We start from the raw sequence: 26,676 nt of genomic DNA, 5'->3' as shown, positions 1-26,676 counted from the left end.
CGGGCATGCGCGCCAACGAATTCCCTTTCATATGAATATCCGGGGGGGGGAATTCCCCGGGGGATGGTCCCGGGTGTGCGCACGGCGACGCCAGTATTGCCGGCCGACATGACAGATTGATGCCAGGCGCGGCGCGGCTTGTAAGGGCTTGTTGCGCTGGCAGGGGTGGTGGGCCGGCAGCGGCGGGAGCTGACCGACGTGGCGTGACGAATTGACGCGAAGCGCCAATTGCGTGATAGAATGTTCGACTTTCCAGGAAAGCATGGCTTTTCTGGCAAAAGTTAGCCGACGTGGTGAAATTGGTAGACACGCTATCTTGAGGGGGTAGTGGCGAAAGCTGTGCGAGTTCGAGTCTCGCCGTCGGCACCAAGAATTTTTCCAGGTAATTTTCCAGGTAATTTTTTCCAGGTAATGCCTGGATCGCTGAAAAACCCGCATCTTCAACGATGCGGGTTTTTTTATTGCGCGCCGTTTCCTTGATGCCCTGCGGCCCTGGTCGCGTGGGCGGAGACGGATGCGGCCATGCCGCGCGCATGTCGGACAGATTCCATCCCTCAAATCAAAATGGGCGCGGCCCATACTGGAACGAGACACGGCCCATACTGAGGCAAAACGTGGAGCAAAACGCGGAACAGGACGCAAACAGATCGGCGGCCTGTCGCCGTTGACGTCCTTTACAGGAATCTTCAAACGCGGCCAACGCCGATCATCTGGGCGCGCAGGCGCCGAGAATGTCCGGGGGGCAGTCTTTCCTGCTTTCGGTAAAAACATCGGCAACGTACGGCGTGCGGTATTTCGCTTCACGCCATCAGGGGCGGCGCAAGCGCCATAACCCGTATTTCCAATACTGCTTGTTTCGCAATTCTTTCTTGAAGCCGCCGTCACACTGCGGTCGCGCGAGCAGGCCGTCAATATCAACGGCGCGAGAAAATCAGAAAATACAGATGCAGGTTTTTGTGACGCATTGTTAATATTTTCCTGATAGTATGTGACACTGTCCCAAATTAAATCATGGGACGCGCGCCTGCATGAGAGGGCAGGACTAGCGTTGTGGTTTGTTCTGCTTCTGACGATCTCATACCTAAAAGTAACAAAATATGTTGGGCGTAAAACTGCGTAGCGAGAAAGTCGATCAATTCGATGTCTTGGGTGAGCGAGGTCAGGCCCTTCATCTCGTTGCGAGCCAGATCCTCACCGTCCTGAAAAGCAAGCGGCCCGACCTGCTCGCGAATTTCGCGGTGCCGCAGTCGAGCGAGAACGGCAGCCGCATAGACTGGTACGCGCCCGGGCCCGGCTCCGTGATCCCCTGGAGTGCCGCGACCGCCAGCGAACAGGCCGCTGCGTTGACGCGGCTGGAGTCGGTGCGCGCGGGCGTGGCCCAACTGCGCGATGCCGTCCTGGCCAAGGGCGGCGGCAACGACGCGGCGTTGCTGGGGCGCCTGCTGAAGTGGGTGATGCACCACCCGGATCCCAGCTACGTGTTCCTGGTCGCCGGACAGCCGGTCATCACCTTCTGGGGGTTCGTGCACAGCGGAGCGGATCGTTCCGCGGACCCATTGCATACCCTGCATCCCGAGTCTTCCGTATCGTCACCGCGCGTGCCGGTCGTTGATGCCGCGACGGCCCCCGGGCTCCATACGATGCCCGCGGCAACGCGCCCGGCCGTGGCGGTCACTCCGTGGTGGAAGCGGTGGTGGATGTGGCTGGCATTGTTGCTGGCCCTGCTGGCATTGCTGTTCGGCTTGCGCGCCTGCATGCCGACCCTGATGCCCGGTCTTTCCCTGCCTGGCCTCCCGCGTGCCGACCTGCCCCGCGATGCGGCATTGCCGGACGCCAGGTTGTCCACGCCGGGACTGCCGAACGTGGGCACGTCGGGCGTTGGCGCCTCGAACGGGGCCGCTCCGGTTGGCGGCAAGGCGCCCGAGAGCGCTTCGCCGCCTGCCAGTCCCGCCGCGGCGAATGCGCCGGCGCCACAACCGACGGCCGTGCCCGACGCGCATGCGCCAGGGGCGGGCGATGCCACCGCGAAGCCCCAGCCGGGGCCGCCTGCCACGGAAGGTGGCGCGGAGCAAGGCAAGCCGGCCGCTCCTGCCCAACCTGAAGCCAAGGATGCCTTGCAGATTCCGGCCAATGCGGCAGACGGCAATGCGGACTTCCTGAATGGCAACTGGCGCGCCGGCGCGGGCATCCAGGACCGGGATACCGGCGAGCCGTTGCGCCTGCAATACCAGTTCAAGAATGGCGAAGGGCAGGTCACGCTCAATCGCCATAACGGCGTGCAGTGCGTCGCGCCTGTTTCCGCGGCCATGAACAAGGGCTCGCTGTCGATCAGCAATAGTGGCGAGGCCAAGTGCAGCGATGGCGGCACGTTCAATATGCCCCTGGTCCAGTGCAAACCTGCCGCAAACAATATCGCTGCGTGCGACGGCAACTATGGGAACGAGAGCTTCCCCATGGCAATGAGCCGCGCCCAACCCTAATCGTCGAGAGTATTTGCCAATGCTGCCCCCTGTTGATACCTACGATGCCGACAAGGACAACGTCGAGCTTTTCGGCAATACGGGCGTCCAGTTCCTGGATCTGGCATGCGCGCTGCCCGATCTCAAGCGCGAGCCCGAAGGCGAATTCTGCATGCATCCTTCCGGCAGGATGCCCATCCGGCTCTACGTGCCCGAGGATGGCAAGCCCGGCTACGAAGACCGGCCGGGCAATTTCTTCGAGACCAAGGCGGCGTTTTCTCTGCCGATGCAGGAGAGCCTGGCGCTCTTCGACGGTTTCTGGTTGCCGGTGCCCTTTTTTCGCTACAAGTCGGACAGCCAGTTCGACCGCGGTCCCAAGAACTGGGCGCGCCTGCGCCTCGTCAAGCTGGACGAGGCGGATGCCAATGGCAACACGCATCGCGTGACGTTGGCGTTCGACACGCGTACCCGCGCCCGCGACGACGCCCGCGACTACATCGAGCCCTACGATGAAGACATGGAGACGGGCGCGCTGTTTCGCCTGGCCTTCAACCTGCACGAAATGCAGTGGTTCCTGGACGAGCAGGAATGGGTCATCAAATGGCTCGAAAGCATCTTCCGCGAGCGTCGCGATGACCTGGAAAACCGTGACATCGAACGGGCGCTGGCCAAGAAGGAACATATCGCCCACTACCTGAACCTGCTGAGCCTGATGCGCGAGTCCGCGCCGACCACGCGCTCGAACAAGGAGCAGAAGGACAAGGTCAGGATCAAGCTGCCGCGCATCAAGGTGCTGAACATGCTGGCGCCCAACGGCGATGGCTGCAAGGTGCTCAAGGGCGGCAGCGTGCCGGTGGACCTGGTGCTGGACGTGGGCAATTCGCGCACCTGCGGCATCCTGATCGAAGAGCACAAGCAGAACGACAACGGCCTGAACGACTACAGCTTCCTGACCCTGCGCGACATGACGCGACCGGAGCGCGTCTACCACCATCCGTTCGAGTCGCGGGTGGAGTTCGCGCCGGTCAGCTTCGGCAAGGACGACCTGTCGTTGCAAGGCGGACGGGATGACGCGTTCGTGTGGGTCTCGATGGCGCGCGTCGGCACCGAGGCCAACAATCTCGCCGCGCGCAAGGAAGGCACCGAAGGTTCCACGGGGCTGTCGAGCCCCAAGCGCTATCTGTGGGACGCCGAGGACGCGTACGAGTCGGGCTGGCGGCCCAATGCGTCGACGATCAAGGGCGGATCGCCGGAATGGGCGACGCTCGGTCCGTTGAAGAACCTGATCGACGAGAGAGGCATCCCGCTGTACGGTCCGTGCCCGCTCTACCAGGACGAGGAAACTTCCGGTTTCCCGGCGTTCGAAGCGCACTACACACGCAGTTCGCTGATGGGGTTCATGCTCAATGAGGTGTTCGCCCAGGCGGTCTCGCAGATCAACAGCTGGCTGTACCGTTCACGCAAGAAGGACCGGACGCTGCCGCGCTATCTGCGCGCCATCATCCTGACCGTGCCGCCGAGCATGCCGCAGGTCGAGCGCGGCATTTTCAAGCAACATGCGCAGCGCGCGCTCAGCTTGCTCTGGAAGAGCATGGGCTGGCATACCGGCGATGGCGATCCCGTCGAGGACGCCGAAGACGAGAAACATGACCTGTTCGTGGTCACGCTGCCCAAGATCGTCATCAAATGGGACGAGGCCACGTGCGGGCAGCTGGTCTACCTGTATACCGAAGTCGTGACGAATTTCAGCGGCTACGCCGAGGAGTTCTTCGATACGCTGGCGCGACGCGAGAAGCGCGATCGCGAGTGCATCACGGTGGCTTCGCTCGATATCGGCGGCGGCACGACCGACCTGGTCATCACGGACTACAAGCTGGACAGAAGTTCGCGCCAATCCGCCAACAGCTTCGTTCCGATCACCCCCACGCAGCGCTTCCGCGACGGCTTCAAGGTGGCGGGCGACGACATCGTGCTGGAAGTCATCCGCAAGTACGTGCTGCCTTATCTGGAAGCCGCATTGAAGGCCGCGGGCGCCAAGGACGGCGCCGCGTTGATGGATGTGCTGTGCGGCAGCACGGGCGATGACGAAAGGCAACGCCTGCTGCGCCAGCAGCTCACCTTGCAGTGCTTCTATCCCCTGGCGCTGGTGCTGCTCAAGGAATATGAAAACTACGATCCCGAGCAGCCGGCCGAGCGCAAGGAACTGACCTTCGGCGAATGGCTGCACGACAAGCCGCCGCTCAGCGCCGCCGTGCGTGGTTTCGTGGGCAAGGCGTTGAACGAAGCCGCGGGACGGCCGGTCGATTTCGATCTGGCGGGCGTGCCGCTGGTCTGCGATCCGCCCAAGATGCACTTCGATTTCCTGACGGACAATCTGGATATCTGCAACACGCTGCGAAATCTGTGCGAAATCGTCAACTATTTCGACTGCGACGTGCTGTTGCTGACCGGCAGGCCATCCGTTCTGCCCGGGGTGCAGGCCGTCATCCGCAAGGCGGTGCCGTTGCCGCCCGGGCGCCTCGTGCCCATGCACAACTACCGCACCGGAGACTGGTTCCCGTTCCGCAAGGCCGGGTGCATCGACGACCCCAAGACCACCGCCTCGGTCGGCGCCATGGTGATCTGGTTGTGCGAGAACAACCGCATCCCGACGTTCAAGATCAATACGAGCACGCTTCGACCCAAGCCGCTGGTCCGCTATTTCGGCGAGATCGGCAACGACAACATGCTCAAGCTGGGTAACGTGCTGTTTTCCGATATCCGGACGCGGCAGTCGGAGGATGGCAAGACGTCGATGGACCAGAGCATCGAATTGCCGGTGGACGAAGAGGGCGTCGTCATTCCCTTCAAGATGGAAAACACCGCCCGCCTGGGTTATCGGCAACTCAAGGCCGAGCGCTGGCCCGCCACGCCGATGTACGTGCTGGGATTCGACCGGCAGTGGGAGCAGGACTACAAGCGTTCGCAGGAGTCCAACCCCAACAAGTCGCATGCGTCGGGCCGGGTGTATTTCAAGGTGGCCAAGCCCACCGAGCACGAACGCAAGGCCGGCCTGATCAGCGACCGGCTGTTGATCGCCAAGACCGCGCCCATCACCGATGACGGAGGCACCCGGCCCGAAGTCCGCCTGCAGCTCAATACCCAGCTCAGGATCGGGAAGGCGAATTTCTACTGGCTGGATAGCGGCAGCGTGAAAGGTTGATTCAGGATTGATGTCGAAATGAGCGAATCTCAGGAAAAACTGGCCCACCAATGGCGCGCGATCCACGAGGGTGCGGGCCGTGCGATTGCATGGATCGACGCGGTCCGGGCGAATTCCAGGAAACTCGACGATAAGGCCGATGGCCTGATCCGCGGCCTGCGCCGCACAGGCAACAAGGCGCGCAATCTCGAGCGGGCCGCCAGGCACCCGATGGCCATCGGCTTTTTCGGTTTGTCGCAGGCGGGCAAGTCCTATCTGATTTCCACGCTGGCCGCGAGCGAGAACGGCCGGCTGGAGGCCGATTACGACGGCCAGCATGTCGACTTCCTGGAGTCGGTCAATCCTTCGGGAGGCGGCAGCGAGGCCACCGGCCTGGTGACGAGGTTCACGCGCGTCAAGCCCGTTATCCAGGACAAGGCCTATCCCATCGAGGTCCGCCTGTTCCGGGAAATCGATCTGGCGAAGATTCTGGCCAATGCCTGGTTCAAGGATTTCGATCAGGGCAAGGTCGAATACAAGATCGACGGCAACCGCGTCAAGTCGATGCTGGAGCGTTTCGCCGGGCGCGGTTTGGAGAACATCCATCCGGGCGTGGACGCCGATGATGTCGTTTCCCTGTGGGACTATGTTTCGGAGTCGTTCGGCAATCACGTCCGCGCCCTGGAAGGCGACCTGAAGAGCGGTTACTGGGCGCAGGCCGCCGCGCTGGCGCCGCGCCTGTCCTCCGGAGAGCGCGCGGAATTCTTCTCCATCCTCTGGGGCGAGGAACGGACGCTGACGGAGGTCTATGCGCAGATCGCCGAAAGCTTGAACACCCTTGGCCATGTGGGCGCCGCGCATATCCCGCTCGACGCCGTGCGGGACAGCCGCGAGGGGCCGCCCAGCATCATGAACGTCACGATGCTGGACCAGATCGGCGGCGGCGACGGCACCACGATCAAGGTGCGCGGGCTGAAAGGCGGCGCGCTGGGCGAACCGGTTTCGATCCGGCGTTCGCACCTGGCCGTGCTGACGACGGAGCTGGTGTTTCCGCTGGCGAATCCGCCGCGGGAAACCAGCCTCGAAACCGTGGACCTGCTGGACTTTCCGGGCTATCGGGGCCGTTACGACAAGGCCAGGCTGAGCGAAATTCCGAACAATCCCGTGGGCGAACTGTTGCGCCGCGGGAAGGTGGCGTACCTGTTCGAGCTGTACACCGAGAACCAGGAAATGAATGGCCTGGTGCTGTGCACGCCCGCGCACAAGCAGCCCGAGACCAGCGCCGTGGTGCCGGTGCTCGACCTCTGGGTCCGGCGCACGCAGGGAGAAAGCGCCCGGGACCGCACCGAGCGCTCCGGCTTGCTGTGGGCCGTGACCATGTTCAATGCGCGCATCACCGACATGCTGCAGAAGCAGGACAAGTGGCATCAGGAGTGGAAGGGCCTGAACGACATCGCTTTCAAGATCTATGAAAGCCTGGACTTCATGCGCGACTGGAAGGGCGGCAAGCCCTTCAGCAATACCTTCCTGGTGCGTACGCCTTCCTACACGGATTTCACGGTCAAGCAGGGCAACAAAGAAATCGAGGTGTTGTCCGACAAGCGAGGCATCCTGGAGCAGATGCGCGACAGCTTTGTCGGGGCGGATGTGTTGCGTAGCCGCTTTCCCCACGCCGGCCAGGCCTGGGACGACATGATGCGGCTGGACGATGGCGGCATGGGCCGCCTGGCCGCGTCCATCGCGGACATCGGCGATATTGAATTCAAGCTCGCTCGCCTGCGCAGGCAGATTGGCGATGCGCATCACGAAATCGTGGACGTGGGCGTCGGCCTGTTCCATCGCGAAGGCAGCGATGCCGAAGGCGCCAGGAGAAAGAAGCGGGAACTGGCCGACAAGGTCGGCCCCGCGCTGCGGGCGATCGCCGACAACCCCAAGGCGTATTTCCTGCTGTCGGAACTGATGTCCGCTCTGGAACTGCCGGGCGAAGCGCTGCGCAGCCTCTATCTGAGCGGCGCCGACGTGCCTCAGGCACAAGCGGCGCAGCCCGCGGTGGAAAGCGTGTCCGGCGGCGAGGCCGACGATCTGTTCGCCAGCCTGCTGGACCCCGGAACGGCGGAAACCGCGCCGGCCGATCCGGCCGTTGCGGCGCAGGCCGTGGATACGTACGAACATTGGTTCGCCGATGCCGCGTTCAAGCTGTGGCTGAATCACTTGAGCGAGATTCCGGCCCGCACGCGCCAGCACGCGATATTGAAGAACATTCCCCGCGACATCCTGGAGATCGTCGTCGACGAGCTGCGCAATGCCGCCTATCGGGAGGACGCCAGCGGCCAATCCCTGCCGAAAAAGATGCTGCGCAGCCTGCTGGCGCGCACGGACAGTGCATCCAAGCGCGACCAGATGGTCATGAGCCAGGTGTTGCGGGTGCAGATGGTGCTGCGCGATTTCATCGCGTGGCTGGGCTATCTGGACATGAACGAGGGTGACAAGCCCGCCAGCGCGTCCGTGGCGGGCGGCAAGGTGTTCGCGAAGACGGCAGTGCTTGATGCCGCCTCCGGCCTGCCCGACCTGCCCGAGAAGAACGACATGGGCAAGGGGCGCGAATTCCTGAAGGACTGGGTGTCGTGCCTGGTCGACATGATCGTCAAGAACGCCGGCTACACGGCCGGGCAGGAAATCAGCGACGAACAGAACGAGGCGCTGGGCGCGATTATTGCCGACATCAGGAAGGGATGACACATGGCTGTATTTGTTTCATTTAATCCGCTGCCGAGCCGGCGGCCTGGCCATGCCGAGCTTCAGGTCGAGGGTTGGAGCGGCGACGCGTCGGATGTCGAAATCAGCATCCGGCGCAATGCTTCCCCGGCGCACCTGGATGCCCAGGGCAAATGGGGTGGTGAACAACAGTGGCTGCGGTTCGGCAATGGCGTGGCGCGCGAGGACCGGCTGGTCATCGAGGTCGGTCCCGCCATCGTTGACGCCGTACTCGAAGCCAAGCGCAACGCGTCCTTCCTGATCGAGGTGCGCCGGCCCGGCGGTGTGCCGATGCGCTATCCCGTGCGCCAGATTCCCCATGAAGTGACGCCGTCCTCGGCGGCCGGCGAGGCGCCCGCGCAAGCGAGCATCGTCGATGTCGCGCCGAAGGCCCCCGCGCCGCTTGCCACGCCGGACCCGATTCCGGCGCCGGTCGAGGCGCAAGCCGACGCCGGGCAGGCCACGCCGCCGCCGCGCGCCAGGCCCACGGGGGCCATCATTGGCGGCCTGCTGGCCCTGCTCGTGGCGGCGGGTGTGGCCGCCTGGTTCTTCCTGATGCGGGGCGAGGCCGCCGAGCCCCCGGCCAAGCCGATCACGCAGGCCCCGGCGCCCGCGGCCGAGCCGGCCGCCGTGGCCTGCTCCAAGGAGAGCATGGCCTTGGCGCCGGAAATGACCTTCGTGCAGGATTGCGTGCGTGACGTGAAGGATTCGGCGGCGATGCTGGCCATCATCCAGGCCGCGCGTGAAGCGGGCAAGTGCTCGATCGCGCAACGCCTGTATGCCAATCGGGCGCAGGGCGGCGATGTGCGCATCGCGATGGCCTATGCCCAGGAATACGACCCCGCGACCTACAAGGAAAACGCCTGCTTCAAGGCCGATGGCGCCACGGCCGCGTACTGGTACCAGGCGGTGCTGGAAAAGGACAAGGACAACGCGCAGGCGCAGGCGCGCCTGAAGGATTTGCCGAAATGAGGAAGATTGCCCTGGCTCTGAGTCTGGTCGGCCTGGCCAGCATGGCGCACGCCGCGCCGCCCCTGCTGCAGGAAGGCAAGAAAACGCTGTACCAGCGGGTGTTGACCACGCCGGGCTGCGCGCTGTATGACGCCCCGGAAGGCAAGGCGGGCGCCGTGCAGCCCACCTTCAGCCGGTTCTATGTCTATGCCAGCCGAAACGCCGGCGGCAAGGACTGGGTACAGATCGGACCTGATTCCTTCGGCAAGACGCTCGGCTGGCTCGACCGGTCCTGCGCGGTCGACTGGAAAATGCAGATGTCCCTGGCGTTCACCAATCCGGCGGGACGCGATCGCACGCTGTTCTTCAAGGACAGGCCGGCGTTGGACGCGGTCCTCAACGCGATCGATCCGGTCGAGAAAATCGCGCCGACGCGCCTGCAGCTCAAGACCAAGGGACAGGCGCCGGGTATCGTGGCCCAGGAACCCGAGCTGTTCGTCGACATGGCCAAGAACTTCTACCTGCTGCCCATTCTCAGCGGCGAAGAGGTCATGACCGAACAGAACGTGCGGGTGCGCGTGTTGAATGTGGCGTCGGTCAGCGCGGGCAGTACCGCGGACCCCGCCAAGGCGGCCCAGGACCAGTCCACGGAGCAGGAGCGGACCAAGCAGATCAAGGAGTTCAGTTCGGCGGTGGTGTTCGTCATCGATTCCACCGTGTCGATGGATCCCTATATCGAACGTACCCGGGAGGCCGTCAAGAAGATCTACGCCAAGGTCGAGGCCGAGAACCTGGGCGACAAGGTCAAGTTCGGCCTGGTGGCCTTCCGCTCCAGCACCAAGGCGGTTCCTGGACTGGAATACGTCAGCAAGATCTATGCGGATCCGAACAAGATCAAGGACGGCGCGGACTTCATGTCCAAGGTGGCCGACCTCAAGCAGGCCAAGGTGTCCAGCAGCCTGTTCGATGAAGATGCCTATGCCGGCGTGATGGATGCCATCAACAGCATCGATTGGCGGCCCTATGGCGCGCGCTACGTGGTGCTGATCACCGATGCCGGCGCGATCGAGGGCACCGATAAGCTGTCCTCGACCGGCATGAGCGCCAGCCAGGTCCGGCTGGAGGCGGCCAAGCCGGGCGTGGCCATCTACACGCTGCACCTGAAGACGCCCGCGGGCGTCAAGAACCACGCGCACGCCGAAGCCCAGTACCGGAACCTGTCCACGTATGGCGGCACCAATCTGTCGCTGTACTACCCGGTCAATGCGGGCGACGTGAACGAGTTCGGCAAGAAGGTCGATGCGCTGTCCGAAGCGATCACGCAGCAGGTGAAGTCGGCCTACCAGGGCGAGGATGCGGTGGGTAGCGCCGCCAACGCGACGGACCCCGGCAAGCGGCCCCAGACCGCCGACGAGAAATTGGCGCAGGACGCCGCGCTGGTCGGCAACGCGATGAAGCTGGCCTACCTGGGCGAGCGCATCGGGGCCAAGGCGCCGCCCGTGTTCCAGGCCTGGATCAGCGACCGCGACCTCATCAAGCAGACCCTGCCCACGACCGATGTGCGCGTGCTGCTGACCAAGGGGCAGCTCAGCGATCTCAACGACGTCATGAAGAAGATCGTCGATGCCGCCAACCAGGGGCTGATTTCGCCGACCGAGATGTTCAATCAGTTGCGCAATGTGGCGGCCACCATGGGGGCGGACCCGAACCAGCTGAAGAAGTCCGGCAAGAAGCTGTCGGAAATGGGCTTCATGAAAGAGTATCTGGAAGGGCTGCCCTACCAGAGCGAGGTGCTGAACCTGGATGAAGAGACCTGGAAGAGCTGGGACGGCCTGGCACAGGAAAAATTCATCCGCAACCTGGCGACCAAGCTGCGGCACTATCAGGTGTACAACGCCGATGTCGACCGCTGGGTGTCCCTGGCGCCAAACAGCGATCCGCGCGACTACGTCTATCCCGTGCCGCTGGAAATGATGCCCTGAGCGGATATGCTGGCTATCGATGATCTGCGTTTGCGACGGGGGCAAGGCGAGGCCGCTTACGAGGTCCGTCTGCCCGCGCTGCGCCTGGCGCGCGGCGACGTGCTTGCGGTCGTGGGAAGCAGCGGCTGCGGCAAGAGCACCCTGCTGGAGGGTATCGGCCTGCTCCTGACGCCATCGCGGGTCCAGGCCTACACGCTGAACGGCACGACCGATGTCGCGGCGTTGTGGGCCCGCAAGGACGACTCCGCCCTGGCTGCCCTGCGCGCCGCGAAGATCGGTTTTGTGCTGCAGACCGGCGGGCTGTTGCCGTACCTGTCGGTGCGCGAGAACATCCTGTTGCCGCGCCGCCTGCTCGGCCTGCGGGCCGATGGAGGCCGGGTGGAACACGCGATCGATGTCCTGTCCCTGCGGGGATTGCTGGAAAAGAAACCCGCCCAATTGTCGATCGGCGAGCGACAACGCGCCGCGGTCGTGCGCGCGCTGTCGCATGATCCGGATGTCCTGCTGGCCGACGAGCCGACCTCGGCACTGGATCCGGACAATGCGCAACGGCTGTTCCAGCTGTTCATCGACCTGGCGCGTGACGCGCGCATGGCCACCCTGATCGTTTCGCACGACTGGGATCTGGTGCGCAAGTTCGGCCTGCCTTGCCTGGCGCCGGCGCTGCAACCTGGCCTGAGCACTTTCGGCAAACAGGACGCGCCATGACACGCGCATGGCAGATCGCCCGGCTGGCTGGCCGGGATCTTTGGCACGACCGTCTCGTGACCCTCTGCATGGTTGCCACGCTGGTGGCGGTGATCGCGCCGCTGCTGCTGCTTTTCGGCCTGAAGCACGGTGTGGTCAGCGCCATGCAGGACGAGCTGATGCGGGATCCGCGCAACCTGGAGATCCGCATGCTCAGCAGCGGCAGCTACGACCAGGCCTGGATCGACGAAGTGGCGCAGCGGCCGGATGCGGGTTTCGTGGTGGGCATGACTCGTTCGCTGAATACCCAGGCGGACTTCATCCACAGCGCCAACCGGTTCCTGGAAAACGTGGAAGTGCTGCCCACCGCCGTCGGCGACCCCCTGCTGGAGGGCGTGGACGTGTCGACGCTTGGCGGCGCAGGCGTGGTATTCAGCGCGCAGGCCGCGCAGCGCCTGGAGGTCCAGCCCGGCAGCACGCTGCGCATGCGGATCGCCCGTCGCCTGAACGGCGTGAATCAGCAGGCGGTGGTGGCGCTTTCCGTCGTCGCGGTGTTGCCGGGGCGCGCCTATGAGCGCGCGGGCGCCTTCGTCTCGCCCGGCCTGCTGCGGGACATGGAGTGGTACCGGGACGGATACGCGGTCGCGTCGATGGGGGCGGTCGATGGCCGGCCCATGGCCGAGGCAGGGGTGCGCTTTGCGCGTGCGCGGGTGTATGCCCGCGACCTGGACGCCGTCGAAAGCCTGGAGAAAAGCCTGGTCGACCAGCGCATCGAGACCAGCAGCCGGCTGGCCGAGATCCGCAACGTCAAGGCCGTCAACCAGTTGCTGACGACGGTGTTCAGTGTCATTTCCATCACCGCGATCCTGGGTTGCGTGGCGGCGTTGGCGGGCGCGTTCCTGGCCAATGTCCGGCGCAAGCGGCGCGACATCGCGACCTTGCGCCTGCTGGGCCTGGGAAGCGGAGCGATCGCCGCCTTGCTGGCGATGCAGGCGATCGCGTTGACCGTGGTGGCCATGGGCGTGGGGCTGCTGGTCTATGCCCTGGGCAGCGCGGCGTTCAACAACCTGCTCCATGGCGTGAGCGCGTCGGGACAGTTCGCGAGCCAGATCACGCCCTTGCACGGCGTGCTGGCGTTCATGCTGGCCCTCGGCGTGGCCCTGCTGGCGTCGTTGGCCGGCGCGATCAATGCCAAACGTATTCAACCCGCGGAGAGTCTGCGTGAAATCTGAACTGCTGGTCCGTTGGACTGTTCTGGCCCTGCTGGCGTTGCCGGCGTGCCAAGCGGCGGTGGCCGCGCCCGCGCCCGCGCCGAAATGGGATGCGCGCTTCTACAACCCCAAGCCCGCGGACGGCGACATCGTGCTGCCGCTGCCTTGCGACGGCGCGATCGTCTTCAGGAAAGTGGTGGTGCCGGTGGGAGGGCCGCTGGTCGATCTCCCCATCCAGGTAGGGCAGGAGGGCGGGGCGTACTCCTTCGTCGAAAAGAGCCGCCCGGCGTTCATCGCCGGCGGGTTCACCGAGGCCGGCGCGGACAAGAAGTCCAAGTCCAGCTATTACCTGATGGCCAAGTACGAGTTGACGACGACTCAGTACCTGGCCCTGTCCACCCTGGGCGGCGGCGAGGCGGCGAAGTGCCCGAATCCGGAAGACGCCGACGGCCGCTTTCCGGCCACCGATGCCAACTGGTTCGATGCATTGCGGACGGCGCACTTGTACAACGTCTGGCTGCGCCAGCACGCCAGGGACATCCTGCCCAAGGAAGACGGCGTGACCGGCTTCGTGCGCCTGCCGACCGAGGTCGAATGGGAATTCGCGGCGCGCGGCGGCATCAAGGTGGACGCCGCCCAGTTCGCCGAACCGCGCTATCCCATGCCGGAAGGCAAGGTCAATCAGTACGAATGGTTCGGCGGGACGCAATCGTCCAACGGCAAGGTCAACCGGATCGGCGTGTTGCTGCCCAATCCGCTGGGCCTGCACGACATGCTGGGCAACGTCGCCGAAATGACGCTGGATGCGTTCCGGCTCAACAAGTTCGACCGCCAGTACGGGGCCGCTGGCAGTTATGTGATCCGCGGGTCGGATTACATGCAGCCGGAATCGGATCTGCGCGCGGCGTTGCGGCGCGAGGGCAATCTCTACGACGAGAGCGGCGAGATCAAGGAAAAGACGGTGGGCTTTCGCTGGGTGATCACCTCGCGCGAGATGACTTCCGCCAAGCACGTCAAGGCGCTGGAGGAAAGCTACAAGAAATTGGGCGATGGCCACGTGTCCTCGGACCCTTCGAAGAAGGGGACCTCCGCCGTGAACGAGCTGAACACGCTGGCCGGCACGGTCACGGACAAGAAGCTGAAGGAGCAGCTGGCCGGATTGGAGGGCAAGCTGCGCGCCAGCAACCAACAGCAGGAGGAGGCGCGCGACCAGGCGATCCGCGCCAGCCTGAATCTGGGCGCCTTCCTCTGCACCAAGCTCAAGGACGACGGCGAGCACCGGAATTTCCTGCGCGAGGTCTACAAATCCACGTGCGAAGACGGCAAATTCGACGCGACCTGCGAACGCCGCAAGCAGTTGCTCTCGAGCCATGAGCGTCGGGTGGACGGGGTGACGCAGTATTACGCCAGCAGCCTGGTCGACGCCGCGACGCTGTATGGCCAGGAAAACCTGGCCCGCCAGGTTCCCGTGCTGGACAAGATGTTCGAGCAGAACAAACAGCTCAATGGCCTGCGGCCCTATCTGGTCGCCTATTGGACCCATCAGAAAGCGTATCTGGGCGACAAGAAGATCGATCGCTCGGCGTGGCTGGATTCGTGCATTGCCGTCAATAAATAATCAAGGAGATCCCATGTCTTTTTTCACGCATAGATGGAAACGTATCCCCGTTGTCTTCTTGATGGCCAGTACGCTGGCGATCAGCGGGTGCGCCAGCACGGGCAGCTCTTTCCTCAATAAAGGCGCCCAGCCGGATCCCCGCCTGACGCAGGGCAGCGATGCGAAGTTCTTCAGCCAGTCGGGCTTGCAGGCCTGCATGCTCGGCATGGCCGCCGGCCTGGCGCTGGGCCTGCTGGCGGGAAGCAAGGACAAGAAGGCGGAGTCCGCGATCGGTGGCGCCATTGCGGCCTGCGGCGTGGCGATGGGCGCCAACTATTATCTGGACGTGCGTCGTGATCAGTACAAGAACACGTCCGACCAGCTCCTGGCCATGAGCAACGACATCAAGGCCGATACGCAGAAGGTGCAGAACCGCGGCTATTCGATCACCGCCGTGATGACCGATGACAAGTTCCGGTTGGAGCAGATCCAGTCCGCCATCAAGGCCAAGACCCTGGTCCAGGCCACCGCCCGGACCGATCTGGCGCGGATCGACGCCAACATCAAGGTCATCAAGAGTGATCTGAACAATATGAACAACCTGGTGAAGCAGTATCGCGAGGTCGGCGCCAAGACCGGCGGCAGTACCCGCGACACCGAGGAAATGCAGAAGCAGCTCGCGGAACTGGACGACAAGATCGCGAAGCTGAACCAGGAAGCCGACAGCTACTTCGCCTTGCGCGGCGCCATCGATCTCGGGGACCAGAGGGCATGAAAGACGTGATGATGCGAATCCGATTGGTCGCGCCGGCGATTGCGCTGGCGGTGTTGTCCGGCTGCGCGACGACCGCGGCGGATTGCGATCCCTCGAATCGCGATGCCGGCTTCATCACCAAGATGAACTGCGACATCGGCGGCGGCTACGGCAAGCACGTGGCGCAACGCGAGGACGAGGTCCGCGCCGCGCAGGCCGAGAACGCGCAAGCCCGGCAGGTGCTGGCCGACCTCGAGGCGCAGCAGGCGGCCATCGGCAAGTCCCTGGCGGAAAAGACGCGGGCGCGTGACGCCTTGACGGCTTCGGTGGAGCAGTTGCTGGCGCAGGCCCGGGCCAAGTCGCGGGACAACGAGGAGCTCAAGCGGCAATTGGCGCAATCCGAAAAAACGTTGAAGACGCCGATCAACGTCAAGGCCTCGGATGCCGCGCTGGCGGCGCAGATCAAGGCCAAGCAGGCCGAGGTCTACAAACTGCAAAAGAGCCTGGATCTCGTGAAGTAACCAGAAGCACCGCCACGTACTGTCGCGTCCAATATTCGAGATATCGCCATGCAACGCTTTCTTCGAGATCCCCAGGTGAGCATGTCGGAGGCGTCGCTGTCCGGCGCCTACGGTGAGCGGATCGCGCTGATCCGCAAACATTTCGCTCCGGGCGTCGCGGCGGTGTACGCCATCCCTCGCCTGGGGGACGACGGCGTGCTCGAATGGTGGACGTCGCAGCAGGGGATGGTGAAGCCCTATGCCGCCTTGAGCGGCGACGCCCAGCAGGCGTTGCTGCGGGCCTATGATGCGCACCTGGCCACGCTCGACGGCCTGATCGAAGCCATGCGCGCGCGCGGCTTGGCGGACCAGGCCGGGCAGATCCAGGCGTTGCGGACCGCGCCGGTGCTGGAGCACCTGTATGACGTCGACGGGCGCCTGCTGGTCCGGATGCGCGACGCGCCGCCGCCGCCACCTCCCGTCGTGGCGCCGCCTCCGACCCGTTGGCGCTGGATCGCGCTCGCGGGCTTGCTCTTGCTGGCGGCGATCCTGGCCGCCCTGTGGTGGTGGCACCGCCAGCCGGTGCCGCCGCCCGTCGTACCGCCGCCCGTCGTGGCGCCGGAGCCAGCGCCTGAACCCAAGCCCGAACCGAAACCCGAACCGAAGCCGGAACCGCCGCCTAAACCCAAGCCGGAGCCGGCTCGTGATTCCACCTGGCCTACGGAATTGGTGCTTGTCATGGAAACCGGGGAGCGCATGAAAAACCTGGCGAATGGCCGTAGCGGGCGTTCGCAGATAACCATCATTCGCAATGAGATCCAGCGGATTGTCGCCGTTCTGCCCAAGGACACCGTGACTCAACTCATCACATTTCCCGAGGGCGAGTGCCGTCCACCGCTGGCGCATGGCGCCTTTCCGGTGGCCAGGCGCACCGATCTGGTGCGGATTGTGCAGGGCGCGCAGCCCCAAGGCAGATCGAGTGTGGCCGAGAGCCTGAAGATGGCGGCGGCTTCCGTGGACGGGGTCAAGCGTGACGCCCTGCTGTTCGCATTCATCGGCGGCGAGGATACCTGCGGGGCGAATATCTGCTCGGTCGTGAAACAGCTGCTGCAGGCCAAACCCCGCTTGCGGATCAATATCGTGGACTACAGCACTTCAGAGTCGGTGGCGGACTGCCTGGTCGGGCAGCGCCGTGTGGGAGCCTATGTCTGGGGCAACAGGGATCCCAATTTGAAGGAAGTCGATCTGTCAAAGGAGGCATCGAAGATGCTGGGCGGAGGGGGCGCGGCGAAATAGCCGGCCGGCTTCAGGCGCCGCGCGTGCGCCATCGTCCCGAGGGTGGCGTCGGCGCCCTGGGCCTTGGGGCCGACGTTTGCATCAAACCTTTCATTTAGCTGTTATTAGACCGTCATCTTCGACAGCGATCATGCCGGCAGGCTGGGTCGAGGGTGAGCCAGTCAACAACAGTGACAATGACAGGAAAACTGATGAGTTCTTCGGACCAGGACGACATCCCGTCCAACCCCTCCACGGCACCGCATTTCAACGAAGTGGTGCGACGCGCCGTGTCGCGCCGCGGCTTCCTCAAGGCTGGCCTGGGCGCCGGCGCAGTCGGATTCATGGGCGCGGGCCTGACGGCCTGTGGCGGCGATGACGATGATGATTCGTCCAATGGCAATCCGGGCACCAACCCGGGCGGCGAGACGCCCGCCAAGCCGGTCGAGCTCAATTTCAAGGCCGTGCCCATCAGCACCGCCGACACCGTGGTGGTCCCCGAGGGCTACCAGTTCGCCGTGATCAGCCGCTGGGGCGATCCGCTCTTCACCGGCGCACCGGCGTTCAAGGCCGACGCCAGCAACGGCGGCGACGACCAGGCTCGCCAGCTAGGCTACAACCACGATGGCATGCACTTCTTCCCGATCGACGGCAGCGACAGCGTCAACGGCAGCAGCGTGGAAGGCCTGATGGTCACCAACCACGAATACACCACGCCGGAATACTTCTACCCCGTCGGCGTGCAGCCCGGCAACGCGCAGTGGAACCTGGACTGGGTGCGCAAGTCGCAGCACGCGCACGGCGTGTCGGTGCGCCACCTGCGCCTGGCCAACGGCAAGTGGGAAGCGGTGCTGGATTCGCCGTTCAACCGCAGCGTCAACGCCAACGTCGCCATGCAGCTGGTCGGCCCGGCCGCGGGCAACCGCCTGGTGCGCACCAACGCCGACCCGTCGGGCACGCGCTGCTTCGGCACCTTCGGCAACTGCGGCAACGGCTACACGCTGTGGAGCACGTACCTGACGTGCGAAGAGAACTTCACCGACTACTTCGGCGTCGGCACGGCCGACCCGGCCACGGTGAACTACCCCGATGCCGAATACCAGGCGCACATGGAGCGCTACAAGGGCTCGGGCAAGACCTCCAGCAGCTCGTACCGCTGGGACCACTACGACAACCGCTTCAACTGGGCGCAGGAGCCCAATGAATACAACCGCTGCGGCTGGGTGGTCGAGATCGATCCGTTCGATCCGAATTCCACGCCCAAGAAGCTGACCGCGCTGGGCCGCTTCAAGCACGAGAACGCCGCGATGACGCTGGCCGACGACAAGCGCGTGGTGGTCTACATGGGCGATGACCAGGTCAGCGAGTACATCTACAAGTTCGTGTCCGACGGCAAGTACGATCCGGCTCGCCCGGCGCTGAACCGCCTGCTGCTGGACCGTGGCACGCTGTACGTCGCGCGCTTCCTGGACGGCGCCGCGCAGGGCGACGCCATGGGCGTGGGCGAATGGATCCCGCTCAAGCTCGACACGCCGGCGCAGGCCGGCGGCACGCTGGGCGCGCTGTTCAACCAGGACATGGGCGAACTGCTGGTCAAGACGCGCCAGGCCGCCGACGCGGTGGGCGCGACGCCGATGGACCGGCCCGAGTGGATCACCACCCACCCGACCACCCGCGAAGCCTACGTCACGCTGACCAACAACAGCTCGCGCGGCAGCGGCAGCGCCCGCTATCCGGGCGGCCCCAATCACCCGGGCGCCAACGACGCCAACCCCCGCACCGGCAACCAGTACGGCCAGATCGTGCGCTGGCGCGAGAAGAACGGCGACCCGGCGTCGCTGACCTTCGAGTGGGACATCTTCGTGCTGGCCGGCAACCCCACGCTGTATCCGCGCACCGACCTGCGCAGCGGCTCGGCCAACGTCACCGCCGACAACACCTTCAACAGCCCGGACGGCCTGGCCTTCGACAAGCGCGGCCTGCTGTGGATCGAGACGGACGGCAACTACTCCAACACCGGCGTCTACGCCGGCCAGGGCAACAACCAGATGCTGGTGGCCAACCCGGCCACCAAGGAGATCCGCCGCTTCATGACCGGCCCGGTCGGTTGCGAAGTGACCGGCCTGACCTGGACGCCCGACCAGAAGTTCCTGTTCATCAACATCCAGCACCCGGGCGAAGGCCCGAGCGTGACGGATGCGCAGAACAATCCGCTGATGGCCTCGAAGTGGCCCGACGATGCCACCGCCAGCCGGCCGCGTCCGGCCACGGTGGTGATCTGGAAGCAGGACGGGACCGCGGTCGGCACCTGATGCCGCATGAGTCGGCGGACCCGGGCCTGTCCCGTGGCCGCCGGCATGCCTGGTGAAGTTTCGGCCGGCGCCTTGTGCGCCGGCTTTTTCTTGCGCGCGCATCATGCCCGCCATTGGGCGGGGACGGCGCGCGAGCGCGGGCGGCCGCTATCGCAGATGGCCGCCGAAGGCGATGGCGGCCACGACGAAGGTGATCGCGCCCACCGCCGCCAGCCCGTTCGCGCGCCTGGCCGCCAGGGCATCGCGCCGCGCCATGCCGATCAGCACCGCGATCAGCGACCATAGCCCCGTGAACGCCAGCAAGGTCAGGGTGTAGACGAAGTTCGAGAGATCGTAGCCGCCGCCGCCGATGGACGGATACTCGGCGCTCCTGGGCCAGAGCAGGGCGACGTGCCAGCCCGTGATCACGATGAACACGGCAAGCCATATCTGGAATCGTCGGTCTTTCAGCATCGGGGGAGTCTCCGGGTGGGCACGCGTCTAGTCTGACATCGATGCGCCGGGTCCGGAACCTGCCTGTCCCGCACCGAAGGTGTTGGCCTTCGCGGGCTCGCCGAGCGCGCCGGCGGGAATATCCGCCCCATCTGCTTCGTCCACCCTGCACGTACACCGCCGGCCAGCAAGGGCGTTCACGCCATGGACGAGGCTTTTTCTTGCAACAATAGTTATATATAATTAACTATACGTATTTAATAGTTATATTTAATTAATCAAATAGGCATTGCCCGGCCCGGCCGGCTGCCGCAGGAGGTTTCATGCAGGACTCCCATTCCCCCTCACGCACCCTGCGCAGCACGGGCGGCCTGATCATGCTCGGATTCACCGTGGTTCTCTGCCTGATGGTGCTGTTGACCGTGGTTGGCATTACCCAGGTGAACCGCATGAATGGCGCGCTCAGCGCGATCAACGACGTCCATGGCGTCAAGCAGCGCTACGCCATCACCTTCCGCGGCAGCGTCCATGACCGTTCCATCGCGCTGCGCGACGCCGTGCTGGCCAATCCCGCCGAGCTGCGCGCGCTGGCGGCCGACATCGAGCGCCTGAAGCGCCAGTACGACGAGGCGGCCGTGCCGATGGATGCCCTGTTCGTCCAGGGCGCCGAGGTGTCGGACCAGGAACGCGAGACGCTGGCCGGCATCAAGGACGTCGAGACGCGCACGTTGCCCGTGGTGCAGCGTCTGCTGGCGGCGCTGGAACGGGGCGACGCGGCGCAGGCGCGGCCCTTGCTGGATCAGGCCCGGCCGTTGTTCGTGCAGTGGCTGGCGGCCATCAACCGCATGATCGACCTGGAAGAGCGCCTGATGAAGGACCAGAGCGACATGGCGCGGCGCGTGGGGATCGACTTCCAGCAACTGATGCTGGCCTTGACCGGCGTGGCCATCCTGTTGGGCGCGGGCCTGGCCTGGCTGATCGCCCGCCGCATCACCCGCGCGCTGGGTGCGGAACCGGCGGCGCTCAAGCGCATCGCGCAATCGGTCAGCGCCGGCGACCTGGCCAGCCCGATCGCGGTCAAGCCGGGTGACGACAGCAGCATCCTGGCAACGCTGGCGGGGATGCAGCGCAACCTGGCCTCGGTGGTCGGCGGGGTGCGCCAGCATGCCGACGCGGTGTCGGTGGTGAGCGTGCAGCTGGCCGAAGGCAATGCCGACCTGTCGGCCCGCACCAGCGACGAGGCCCGCGCCCTGCGCCAGACGGCCGACTCGATGGAAGAACTGACTGGCGCGGTCAAGCGCAACGCACACGAGGCGCAAGAGGCCGGCGTGATGGCGGGCCAGGCCATGGACGCCGCGCGCCAGGGCAGCCAGACCATGCATGCCGTGGTCGACACCATGGAGCACCTGTCGAAGGCATCGGCGCAGATTTCCGAGATCACGTCGGTGATCGAAGGCATCGCGTTCCAGACCAACATCCTGGCGTTGAACGCCGCGGTCGAGGCGGCGCGGGCGGGCGAGCAGGGCAAGGGCTTCGCCGTGGTCGCCAGCGAAGTGCGCTCGCTGGCGCAGCGCTCGGCCACCGCGGCCAAGGAGATCAACACGCTGATCAGCCAGTCGGCCGACACCGTGCGCCAGGGCGTCGAGCGCGTCGGCGCCGCGGGGCAGACCATGGACCTGATCCTGGACTCGATCACCCAGACCACGGCGACCATGCACGGCATCGTGCAGGCCTCGGTCGAGCAGACCGGGCGCATCGAGCACGTGGCGCGGGTCATCGCGCAACTGGACGAGGACACGCAGAAGAACGCGCAACGCGTCGAGGAAGCCTCGGCCGGCGCCGAAGCGCTGCGCGAGCAGGCCGCGGACCTGCGGCAGGCGGTCTCGGCGTTCCGCGTCGGTGGCGCGGGCGTCATGGCGGTTGGGCGTATCGCGCCCGCGGGCAACGGACGGCTGTTGCCGGCCTGATTGCATCGCCGCCGCCGGCGCGTGGCGGCAACGATGCATGGCCGGGCGCGCTACACGTCTGCCAGCGGCTCGGCCTGGTAGGCGCGGTGCAACCGTTCGATGAAGGCGTGCGCCGGAGGCAGGGCGATGTCGGCCACCCGGCTGACCGCGATGCCCGGCGTCCACGAGTTCATGACCGCCGCGCCTTGCAGCCCGGCGACGTCGGCGGGAGCGATCGGGCGGGTTCGCTGTGGCACGCCCATCCGCGCCAACTGCCGTTGCACCATGCCCATGGTGGTGCCGATGAGCATGTCGGCCTCGGGCCACACCACCGCTTCGCCATCCCAGAACGCCAGGTTCCAGATCGACGCCTCGCTCAGGCGGCCCTGGCGGTCGACGAACGCGACATCGTCGTAGCCGGCCCCGGCGGCCTGCCGCAGGTAATAGGTCTTGGCGGCTTCGCCGACGTGCTTGACCGCCGGCACCAGGCGTTCGTGCGCGACCGTGGCCAGCGCCAGCGGACCGGCCGGCCCGCCAGCGGGCGGACCGGTGCGCACCAATACCCGCGGCCGCGCGTCCGGGCCGGCCACGGTGAATTCGCCCGCGGGCGAATAGAGCGTGGCGGTCAGCGACTGGTCGGCCGGTCCTGCCTGGATCGCCGCGCGCAGGCGGGCGCGGATCTCCTCGTCCGGCAAGGCCTGGCCGAAGAGGGCTTGCGAGGCGGTCCGCAACCGCCGCAGGTGCAGGTCCAGGCCACGCACGCGGCGATCGCGCACCTGCAGCGCCGTGAAGTGCGCGTAGCCGGCGAACGCCAGCGGCGCCAGGTCCGCCTGGGTGGCGGCCTGGCCGTCGAGTTGAACGACAAAGGAATCGGCGTCTGCCGGCATGGGAAGTCTCCAGGAAAGGCCGCCGCGCCGCGGATTGCCGGCGGGGGCGAAGGATCGGGATCGAGGCGCAAGGCCTGTCCGGTGCGGGCACTATCCCCGTTCGCGGCGGGCCTGGGAAACGAATGATTTTCAACCGATCTTCAAGCAGGACTTGAAGATCGACGCGATCGGGGAGGGGGCCGAGGGCGCGGGGCACGCCAGGCGAATCGGTGCGCCATCCTCTGCGTCGAGTGCCATTCGCTACAAAACTGGAACAGTTTGTTCCGGGAAAAAGCGCCGTTTTATGGCCCGGAAAGGTGGCCGCTCGCGGCATCGGCCAGTAGAATTTGCTCACTCCTTACCCTCTATCTACCAGTCGAAAGGCATATCCTCATGAGCAACGCATACCTCGACGCACTGAAGAAGCGCCGTACGCAATATTCGCTGGGCCGCAACCTGTCCGCCTCGAAAGAGGAACTGGCGTCCCTGATCCAGGAAGCGATCAAGCACAGCCCCTCGTCGTTCAATTCGCAGAGCTCGCGTGCCGTGGTCCTGTTTGGCGCCGAAAGCGACAAGCTGTGGAACCTGGCCATCGAGGAAGTGCGCAAGGTCGCCCCGGCCGAAGGTTTCGACAAGACCGAAGCCAAGCTCAAGAGCTTTGCCGCCGGCGTCGGCACCGTGCTGTTCTTCGAAGACCAGGACGTGGTGCGCAGCCTGCAAGAGAAATTCGCGCTGTACGCCGACAACTTCCCCGTGTGGTCGGAGCAGGCGGGCGGCATGGCCCAGCTGTCGGTCTGGACCGCGCTGGCCAACGCCGGCGTGGGCGCCAGCCTGCAGCACTACAACCCGCTGATCGACGCCGCCGTGGCGCGTGAGTGGAACATCCCCGCCAGCTGGAAGCTGCGCGCGCAGATGCCGTTCGGCTCGAACGAAAACGGCTTCGGCGACAAGGGCTTCATGGACGACGCCGAACGCTTCCGCGTGATCGGTTGATCCGGCGGGCGCCTGGCGCCCGGATCGAAAAACCCGCACGTCCCCGTCATGGGACCTGCGGGTTTTTTCATGGCTAGTATCCCCCTGGCACGGGGCGGGAAAACCCGTGGGCCGTGGGTGCGCGGGCAGGGCCAGGGGCCGGGCGCACGGCGGGCAGGCATAATCCGGGGTTTTGTCCGTATCCAAGAAAGGCCCTGCCGTGACCGACGCCGTACCCATCAGCCAAGCCGACTACGACCTGCCCCTCGAGACGCTGGAAGCCCATCTGCTGGCGCAGCGCCAGCGCGCCGCCGACGTGGTCAACGCGGCCACGCGCACCTGGACCTGGATACGCCACGGGTCGTTCCTGGCGTCCATCGTCATCGTCGGCATCGAGAAGCTGACCACCGGCAAGGTCGGCGCGCACACGGCGGTCTTCGCCAGCGTGATGCTGCTGATGGCGCTGAGCTTCATCGCCGCCGCCAAGACCCGCCGCATCGTCAAGGGCCTGGGCAATGGCCAGCCGACGCCGAAGTGGGTGCTCAAGCGCATGATCCGCAAGACCATTTTCAAGGGCGCCGCGAGCCTGAAGGGATCGGCGCGCTTCTATCCGGACCGTTTCGTGCTGGACCAGAATGGCAGCCATTTCGAGTCCGAATATGAAAACGACAAGATCGAACTGATGGCGCTGACGCCGGATTATCTGCAGATCATTCCGGTGCAACGCCAGGATGTGCCGGACGAGGTGTATTTCATTCCGCTGGCGCAGGTCAGCCAGCCCGAGGAATTGCTGAAGTTCCTGGGCGGCAAACCGAATTATGTGGATGCGGCCTGAGACGCCTATTCGTAGGCCTGCTTCTGCGCCGACCACTTGAACGTGCGCTTCCACTTGCCACCCTGCTGGCGCAGCTGGATGTCGAAATAGCCGCCGGTCTTGCCCGGCAGGATCACCAGCGAATTGCTGGCGTCGGATTCGTCATGCTCGCGCGTGCCATCGGGGTTCCAGTCGCCGGCGATGGATTTGACGAACGACATGGGCCGGGCGAACACCACTTCCAGCGTCGCGCCCTCGATGCGGAACAGATACAGGGCCTCGAAGTCGGCGCCGCCGCCCGAGTAGCCCTCGCTCCAGCCGGCGCGCAGGCCGAACGCGGTGTTGTCGGGCGCAATCCTGTAGGACGCCAGGTCGAAGCGTTTCCAGCTGGCCGGGGTGGACAGCATCGGGGCGCCGGCATCCTGCATCGCCAGGTCGATCGGCGGGTCGATGTCGGTGTCGCTCCAATCGGTCGGCGTGGTCACGGGAGATTCGGTGCGCGCCACCAGCCTGGGCGCGGCGCCGGGCGCCGAGTCGAAGACGCCGACCCAGACGTCGGTCCGGTCCTCGTCGTGCGACAGGCTGCTGCAGTCGCCGTCGCCGAACTTCTTGAGCCGTTCGGCGCGCTCGGCGCTGGCCGCCAGGCACACCAGCGCCACGTAGGCGCCGGGGCGCTGCGGCCAGGCCTTGGCGCCGGCCACCAGCAGGCGCTTGGGGTTCTGGCCGGGAGCCAGTTGCTGGAGCAGGAAGTCGCTGCTGAAGCCGGCCGGCAACTGCGTGCCCAGGCCGTCGGGCCGGGGCGCGCCGCTCATCTGGCTGTCGTACATCTTGCGGGCGTCCTGCGTCTTGATGGCGCCGGGAACCTGGTCCAGCGATTGCACCCGGGTGTCGGCCAGGGCGGCCGGCGCGTGCAGGGCGAGGACCAGCGGGCAAAGCAGCAAAGCGGCGCGGATACGCATCGGCGTGGCCTGGCGATGAACCAGGCGGTAGTGGAGTTGCCTGATTATCGCTGAACGCCGCTGACGCGTTCCCGTCGGGTCAGTCCGTCTTCCAGCCCCACTTCTTGAAGATCGCGCGGCCGTCGGCCGAGGCCAGGAAATCGACAAAGGCCTGCGCCTGCGGATTGGATTTGCCATGCCGGGTCACGACCGCGCCCGCGTCGCGGTAGATGCGGTAGGGCTCTTCCACCGGCACCACGTCGGCCAGCGTCGGGTTGGACACCTGCCAGATGTTCCAGATCAGCCACGCGTCGATGCCCTTGTCCTCAGTCCACTGGCTGCGCGCCTGCGCGCTGTTGCCGGCCTCGGGCAGCACCAGGTTGGCGCGGAAGGCGCGCACGGTCTCGATGTCGCCAAGGCGGCCGGCCACGTCTTCCCACAGGCCGGTCTGGCCGGCGCCGGATACCGCCATCACCTTGATGCCGGGCTTGAGCAGATCCTTGAAGCCCTGGATGCCCTTGGGGTTGCCCGGCCGCACCAGGATCGCCGACGGTCGCAGGTAGAGGGTGCGCGCATCGCGCAGGTCGAACACGCCGGGCAGGGTGGTGGCGAAGCCGCTCATCATGTTCTCGGCGCCGCTGAACAGCACGTCGGCGTTCTGTTTGGCCTGTTCGGCCCAGGCCGGCGTGGGGCCGGCGGTGACCTTGACCTGGATGCCGTGCTGCTTGCCGAACGCTTCGGCGGCTTCCTTCATGGCGGGGGCGGGGCCGCCCGGACCGTAGACGTTCAGGTCCTGCGCGGACCAGGCGGCGGGCGAGGCCAGGCACGCAAGCGCCAGCAGGGCGCTGGCGACACGCGGGATCAACTTCAGCGGATGCGACTGCATATCGGGGTTCTCCGGTAAGGCCTGTCGGCGCGCGGACGGCGCACCGACAGGCGATGGGGCGAGCGGGACCCGGCGCCTTGGGGGGCGCGAGTCCTCCTGGCTGTAGACACCGCGGCCGGCGCGAATATTCCATCGCGGGGGATGCCGGCTCCGGACGCC

At 65.5% G+C, this 26,676-nt stretch carries 19 protein-coding genes and 1 tRNA gene; 16 read left to right on the top strand and 4 right to left on the bottom strand.

Annotation, left to right across the window (positions count from 1 at the left end; all coding sequences use genetic code 11):
* Positions 1 to 284 precede the first annotated feature (284 nt).
* From I6I07_RS00750 to I6I07_RS00690, 13 genes are all read left to right on the top strand, one after another.
* Positions 285 to 369: transfer RNA gene (locus I6I07_RS00750), tRNA-Leu, on the top strand.
* 728 nt (positions 370 to 1,097) lie between these two features.
* On the top strand, positions 1,098 to 2,480 hold the full coding sequence (locus I6I07_RS00745; protein ID WP_198485368.1) for an SrfA family protein: 1,383 nt from the start codon (positions 1,098 to 1,100) through the stop codon (positions 2,478 to 2,480).
* 19 nt (positions 2,481 to 2,499) lie between these two features.
* On the top strand, positions 2,500 to 5,661 hold the full coding sequence (locus I6I07_RS00740) for a virulence factor SrfB (protein WP_198485367.1): 3,162 nt from the start codon (positions 2,500 to 2,502) through the stop codon (positions 5,659 to 5,661).
* 18 nt (positions 5,662 to 5,679) lie between these two features.
* A complete protein-coding gene (locus tag I6I07_RS00735) occupies positions 5,680 to 8,376 on the top strand; it encodes a virulence factor SrfC family protein (RefSeq protein WP_198485366.1) in 2,697 nt (898 codons plus the stop codon).
* A 3-nt stretch (positions 8,377 to 8,379) separates the two neighbouring features.
* The gene (locus I6I07_RS00730) at positions 8,380 to 9,366 is read left to right on the top strand and encodes a hypothetical protein (RefSeq protein ID WP_198485365.1); all 987 of its coding nucleotides are present in this window, start codon (positions 8,380 to 8,382) and stop codon (positions 9,364 to 9,366) included.
* Positions 9,363 to 11,327 (top strand): vWA domain-containing protein, encoded by a 1,965-nt coding sequence (locus tag I6I07_RS00725; RefSeq protein ID WP_198485364.1) that lies wholly within the window; start codon positions 9,363 to 9,365, stop codon positions 11,325 to 11,327. Before I6I07_RS00730 ends, I6I07_RS00725 begins: the two co-directional genes overlap by 4 nt.
* A gap of 6 nt (positions 11,328 to 11,333) precedes the next feature.
* Positions 11,334 to 12,035: an ABC transporter ATP-binding protein gene (locus I6I07_RS00720; RefSeq protein WP_198485363.1), complete on the top strand. Its 702-nt coding sequence runs from the start codon at positions 11,334 to 11,336 to the stop codon at positions 12,033 to 12,035.
* The gene (locus tag I6I07_RS00715) at positions 12,032 to 13,246 is read left to right on the top strand and encodes an ABC transporter permease (protein WP_198485362.1); all 1,215 of its coding nucleotides are present in this window, start codon (positions 12,032 to 12,034) and stop codon (positions 13,244 to 13,246) included. Before I6I07_RS00720 ends, I6I07_RS00715 begins: the two co-directional genes overlap by 4 nt.
* The gene (locus tag I6I07_RS00710; protein ID WP_198485361.1) at positions 13,236 to 14,843 is read left to right on the top strand and encodes a formylglycine-generating enzyme family protein; all 1,608 of its coding nucleotides are present in this window, start codon (positions 13,236 to 13,238) and stop codon (positions 14,841 to 14,843) included. The genes I6I07_RS00715 and I6I07_RS00710 overlap by 11 nt, the downstream gene beginning before the upstream one ends.
* A 13-nt stretch (positions 14,844 to 14,856) precedes the next feature.
* On the top strand, positions 14,857 to 15,597 hold the full coding sequence (locus I6I07_RS00705; RefSeq protein WP_198485360.1) for a hypothetical protein: 741 nt from the start codon (positions 14,857 to 14,859) through the stop codon (positions 15,595 to 15,597).
* 8 nt (positions 15,598 to 15,605) lie between these two features.
* The gene (locus I6I07_RS00700; protein ID WP_198485359.1) at positions 15,606 to 16,097 is read left to right on the top strand and encodes a hypothetical protein; all 492 of its coding nucleotides are present in this window, start codon (positions 15,606 to 15,608) and stop codon (positions 16,095 to 16,097) included.
* A gap of 48 nt (positions 16,098 to 16,145) precedes the next feature.
* Positions 16,146 to 17,372 (top strand): hypothetical protein, encoded by a 1,227-nt coding sequence (locus I6I07_RS00695; RefSeq protein ID WP_198485358.1) that lies wholly within the window; start codon positions 16,146 to 16,148, stop codon positions 17,370 to 17,372.
* Between the two features lie 191 nt (positions 17,373 to 17,563).
* Positions 17,564 to 19,663 (top strand): PhoX family protein, encoded by a 2,100-nt coding sequence (locus I6I07_RS00690; RefSeq protein ID WP_198485357.1) that lies wholly within the window; start codon positions 17,564 to 17,566, stop codon positions 19,661 to 19,663.
* Positions 19,664 to 19,810: 147 nt separating this feature from the next.
* On the opposite strand, the gene I6I07_RS00685 is transcribed toward I6I07_RS00690, so the two are convergent.
* Positions 19,811 to 20,116 (bottom strand): hypothetical protein, encoded by a 306-nt coding sequence (locus tag I6I07_RS00685; protein WP_198485356.1) that lies wholly within the window; start codon positions 20,114 to 20,116, stop codon positions 19,811 to 19,813.
* 302 nt (positions 20,117 to 20,418) lie between these two features.
* On the opposite strand from I6I07_RS00685, the gene I6I07_RS00680 reads away from it, so the two are divergent.
* Complete coding sequence (locus tag I6I07_RS00680; RefSeq protein ID WP_198485355.1) at positions 20,419 to 22,062, top strand: methyl-accepting chemotaxis protein; 1,644 nt, start codon at positions 20,419 to 20,421, stop codon at positions 22,060 to 22,062.
* 50 nt (positions 22,063 to 22,112) lie between these two features.
* Here I6I07_RS00680 and I6I07_RS00675 read toward each other — a convergent pair whose 3' ends face one another.
* Positions 22,113 to 22,928 carry an aminotransferase class IV family protein gene (locus I6I07_RS00675; RefSeq protein ID WP_198485354.1) on the bottom strand — a complete coding sequence of 272 codons (816 nt, stop codon included), beginning with the start codon at positions 22,926 to 22,928 and terminating at the stop codon, positions 22,113 to 22,115.
* Positions 22,929 to 23,300: 372 nt separating this feature from the next.
* On the opposite strand from I6I07_RS00675, the gene I6I07_RS00670 reads away from it, so the two are divergent.
* Both I6I07_RS00670 and I6I07_RS00665 read left to right on the top strand, forming a co-directional pair.
* Entirely contained in the window at positions 23,301 to 23,900 is a 600-nt protein-coding gene (locus I6I07_RS00670) for a nitroreductase family protein (RefSeq protein WP_198485353.1), read from the top strand.
* 199 nt (positions 23,901 to 24,099) lie between these two features.
* Positions 24,100 to 24,714: a hypothetical protein gene (locus tag I6I07_RS00665; protein WP_198485352.1), complete on the top strand. Its 615-nt coding sequence runs from the start codon at positions 24,100 to 24,102 to the stop codon at positions 24,712 to 24,714.
* Between the two features lie 5 nt (positions 24,715 to 24,719).
* Here I6I07_RS00665 and I6I07_RS00660 read toward each other — a convergent pair whose 3' ends face one another.
* Positions 24,720 to 25,652 (bottom strand): hypothetical protein, encoded by a 933-nt coding sequence (locus I6I07_RS00660; protein ID WP_198485351.1) that lies wholly within the window; start codon positions 25,650 to 25,652, stop codon positions 24,720 to 24,722.
* Between the two features lie 79 nt (positions 25,653 to 25,731).
* Positions 25,732 to 26,517 (bottom strand): extracellular solute-binding protein, encoded by a 786-nt coding sequence (locus tag I6I07_RS00655; protein ID WP_198485350.1) that lies wholly within the window; start codon positions 26,515 to 26,517, stop codon positions 25,732 to 25,734.
* Between the last annotated feature and the right edge of the window lie 159 nt (positions 26,518 to 26,676).

Origin of the sequence: Achromobacter deleyi, from assembly GCF_016127315.1 — a bacterium.
GTDB classification, from domain to species: domain Bacteria; phylum Pseudomonadota; class Gammaproteobacteria; order Burkholderiales; family Burkholderiaceae_B; genus Achromobacter; species Achromobacter insuavis_A.
This window is presented reverse-complemented; position numbering and strand designations above follow the sequence as displayed.

Bases quoted from the DNA above. Each gene is read 5' to 3' on its own strand.
- I6I07_RS00745 (WP_198485368.1), top strand. From the start codon at position 1,098: ATGTTGGGCGTAAAACTGCGTAGCGAGAAAGTCGATCAATTCGATGTC.
- I6I07_RS00740 (WP_198485367.1), top strand. From the start codon at position 2,500: ATGCTGCCCCCTGTTGATACCTACGATGCCGACAAGGACAACGTCGAG.
- I6I07_RS00735 (WP_198485366.1), top strand. From the start codon at position 5,680: ATGAGCGAATCTCAGGAAAAACTGGCCCACCAATGGCGCGCGATCCAC.
- I6I07_RS00730 (WP_198485365.1), top strand. From the start codon at position 8,380: ATGGCTGTATTTGTTTCATTTAATCCGCTGCCGAGCCGGCGGCCTGGC.
- I6I07_RS00725 (WP_198485364.1), top strand. From the start codon at position 9,363: ATGAGGAAGATTGCCCTGGCTCTGAGTCTGGTCGGCCTGGCCAGCATG.
- I6I07_RS00720 (WP_198485363.1), top strand. From the start codon at position 11,334: ATGCTGGCTATCGATGATCTGCGTTTGCGACGGGGGCAAGGCGAGGCC.
- I6I07_RS00715 (WP_198485362.1), top strand. From the start codon at position 12,032: ATGACACGCGCATGGCAGATCGCCCGGCTGGCTGGCCGGGATCTTTGG.
- I6I07_RS00705 (WP_198485360.1), top strand. From the start codon at position 14,857: ATGTCTTTTTTCACGCATAGATGGAAACGTATCCCCGTTGTCTTCTTG.
- I6I07_RS00700 (WP_198485359.1), top strand. From the start codon at position 15,606: ATGATGCGAATCCGATTGGTCGCGCCGGCGATTGCGCTGGCGGTGTTG.
- I6I07_RS00695 (WP_198485358.1), top strand. From the start codon at position 16,146: ATGCAACGCTTTCTTCGAGATCCCCAGGTGAGCATGTCGGAGGCGTCG.
- I6I07_RS00690 (WP_198485357.1), top strand. From the start codon at position 17,564: ATGAGTTCTTCGGACCAGGACGACATCCCGTCCAACCCCTCCACGGCA.
- I6I07_RS00685 (WP_198485356.1), bottom strand. From the start codon at position 20,116: ATGCTGAAAGACCGACGATTCCAGATATGGCTTGCCGTGTTCATCGTG.
- I6I07_RS00680 (WP_198485355.1), top strand. From the start codon at position 20,419: ATGCAGGACTCCCATTCCCCCTCACGCACCCTGCGCAGCACGGGCGGC.
- I6I07_RS00675 (WP_198485354.1), bottom strand. From the start codon at position 22,928: ATGCCGGCAGACGCCGATTCCTTTGTCGTTCAACTCGACGGCCAGGCC.
- I6I07_RS00670 (WP_198485353.1), top strand. From the start codon at position 23,301: ATGAGCAACGCATACCTCGACGCACTGAAGAAGCGCCGTACGCAATAT.
- I6I07_RS00660 (WP_198485351.1), bottom strand. From the start codon at position 25,652: ATGCGTATCCGCGCCGCTTTGCTGCTTTGCCCGCTGGTCCTCGCCCTG.
- I6I07_RS00655 (WP_198485350.1), bottom strand. From the start codon at position 26,517: ATGCAGTCGCATCCGCTGAAGTTGATCCCGCGTGTCGCCAGCGCCCTG.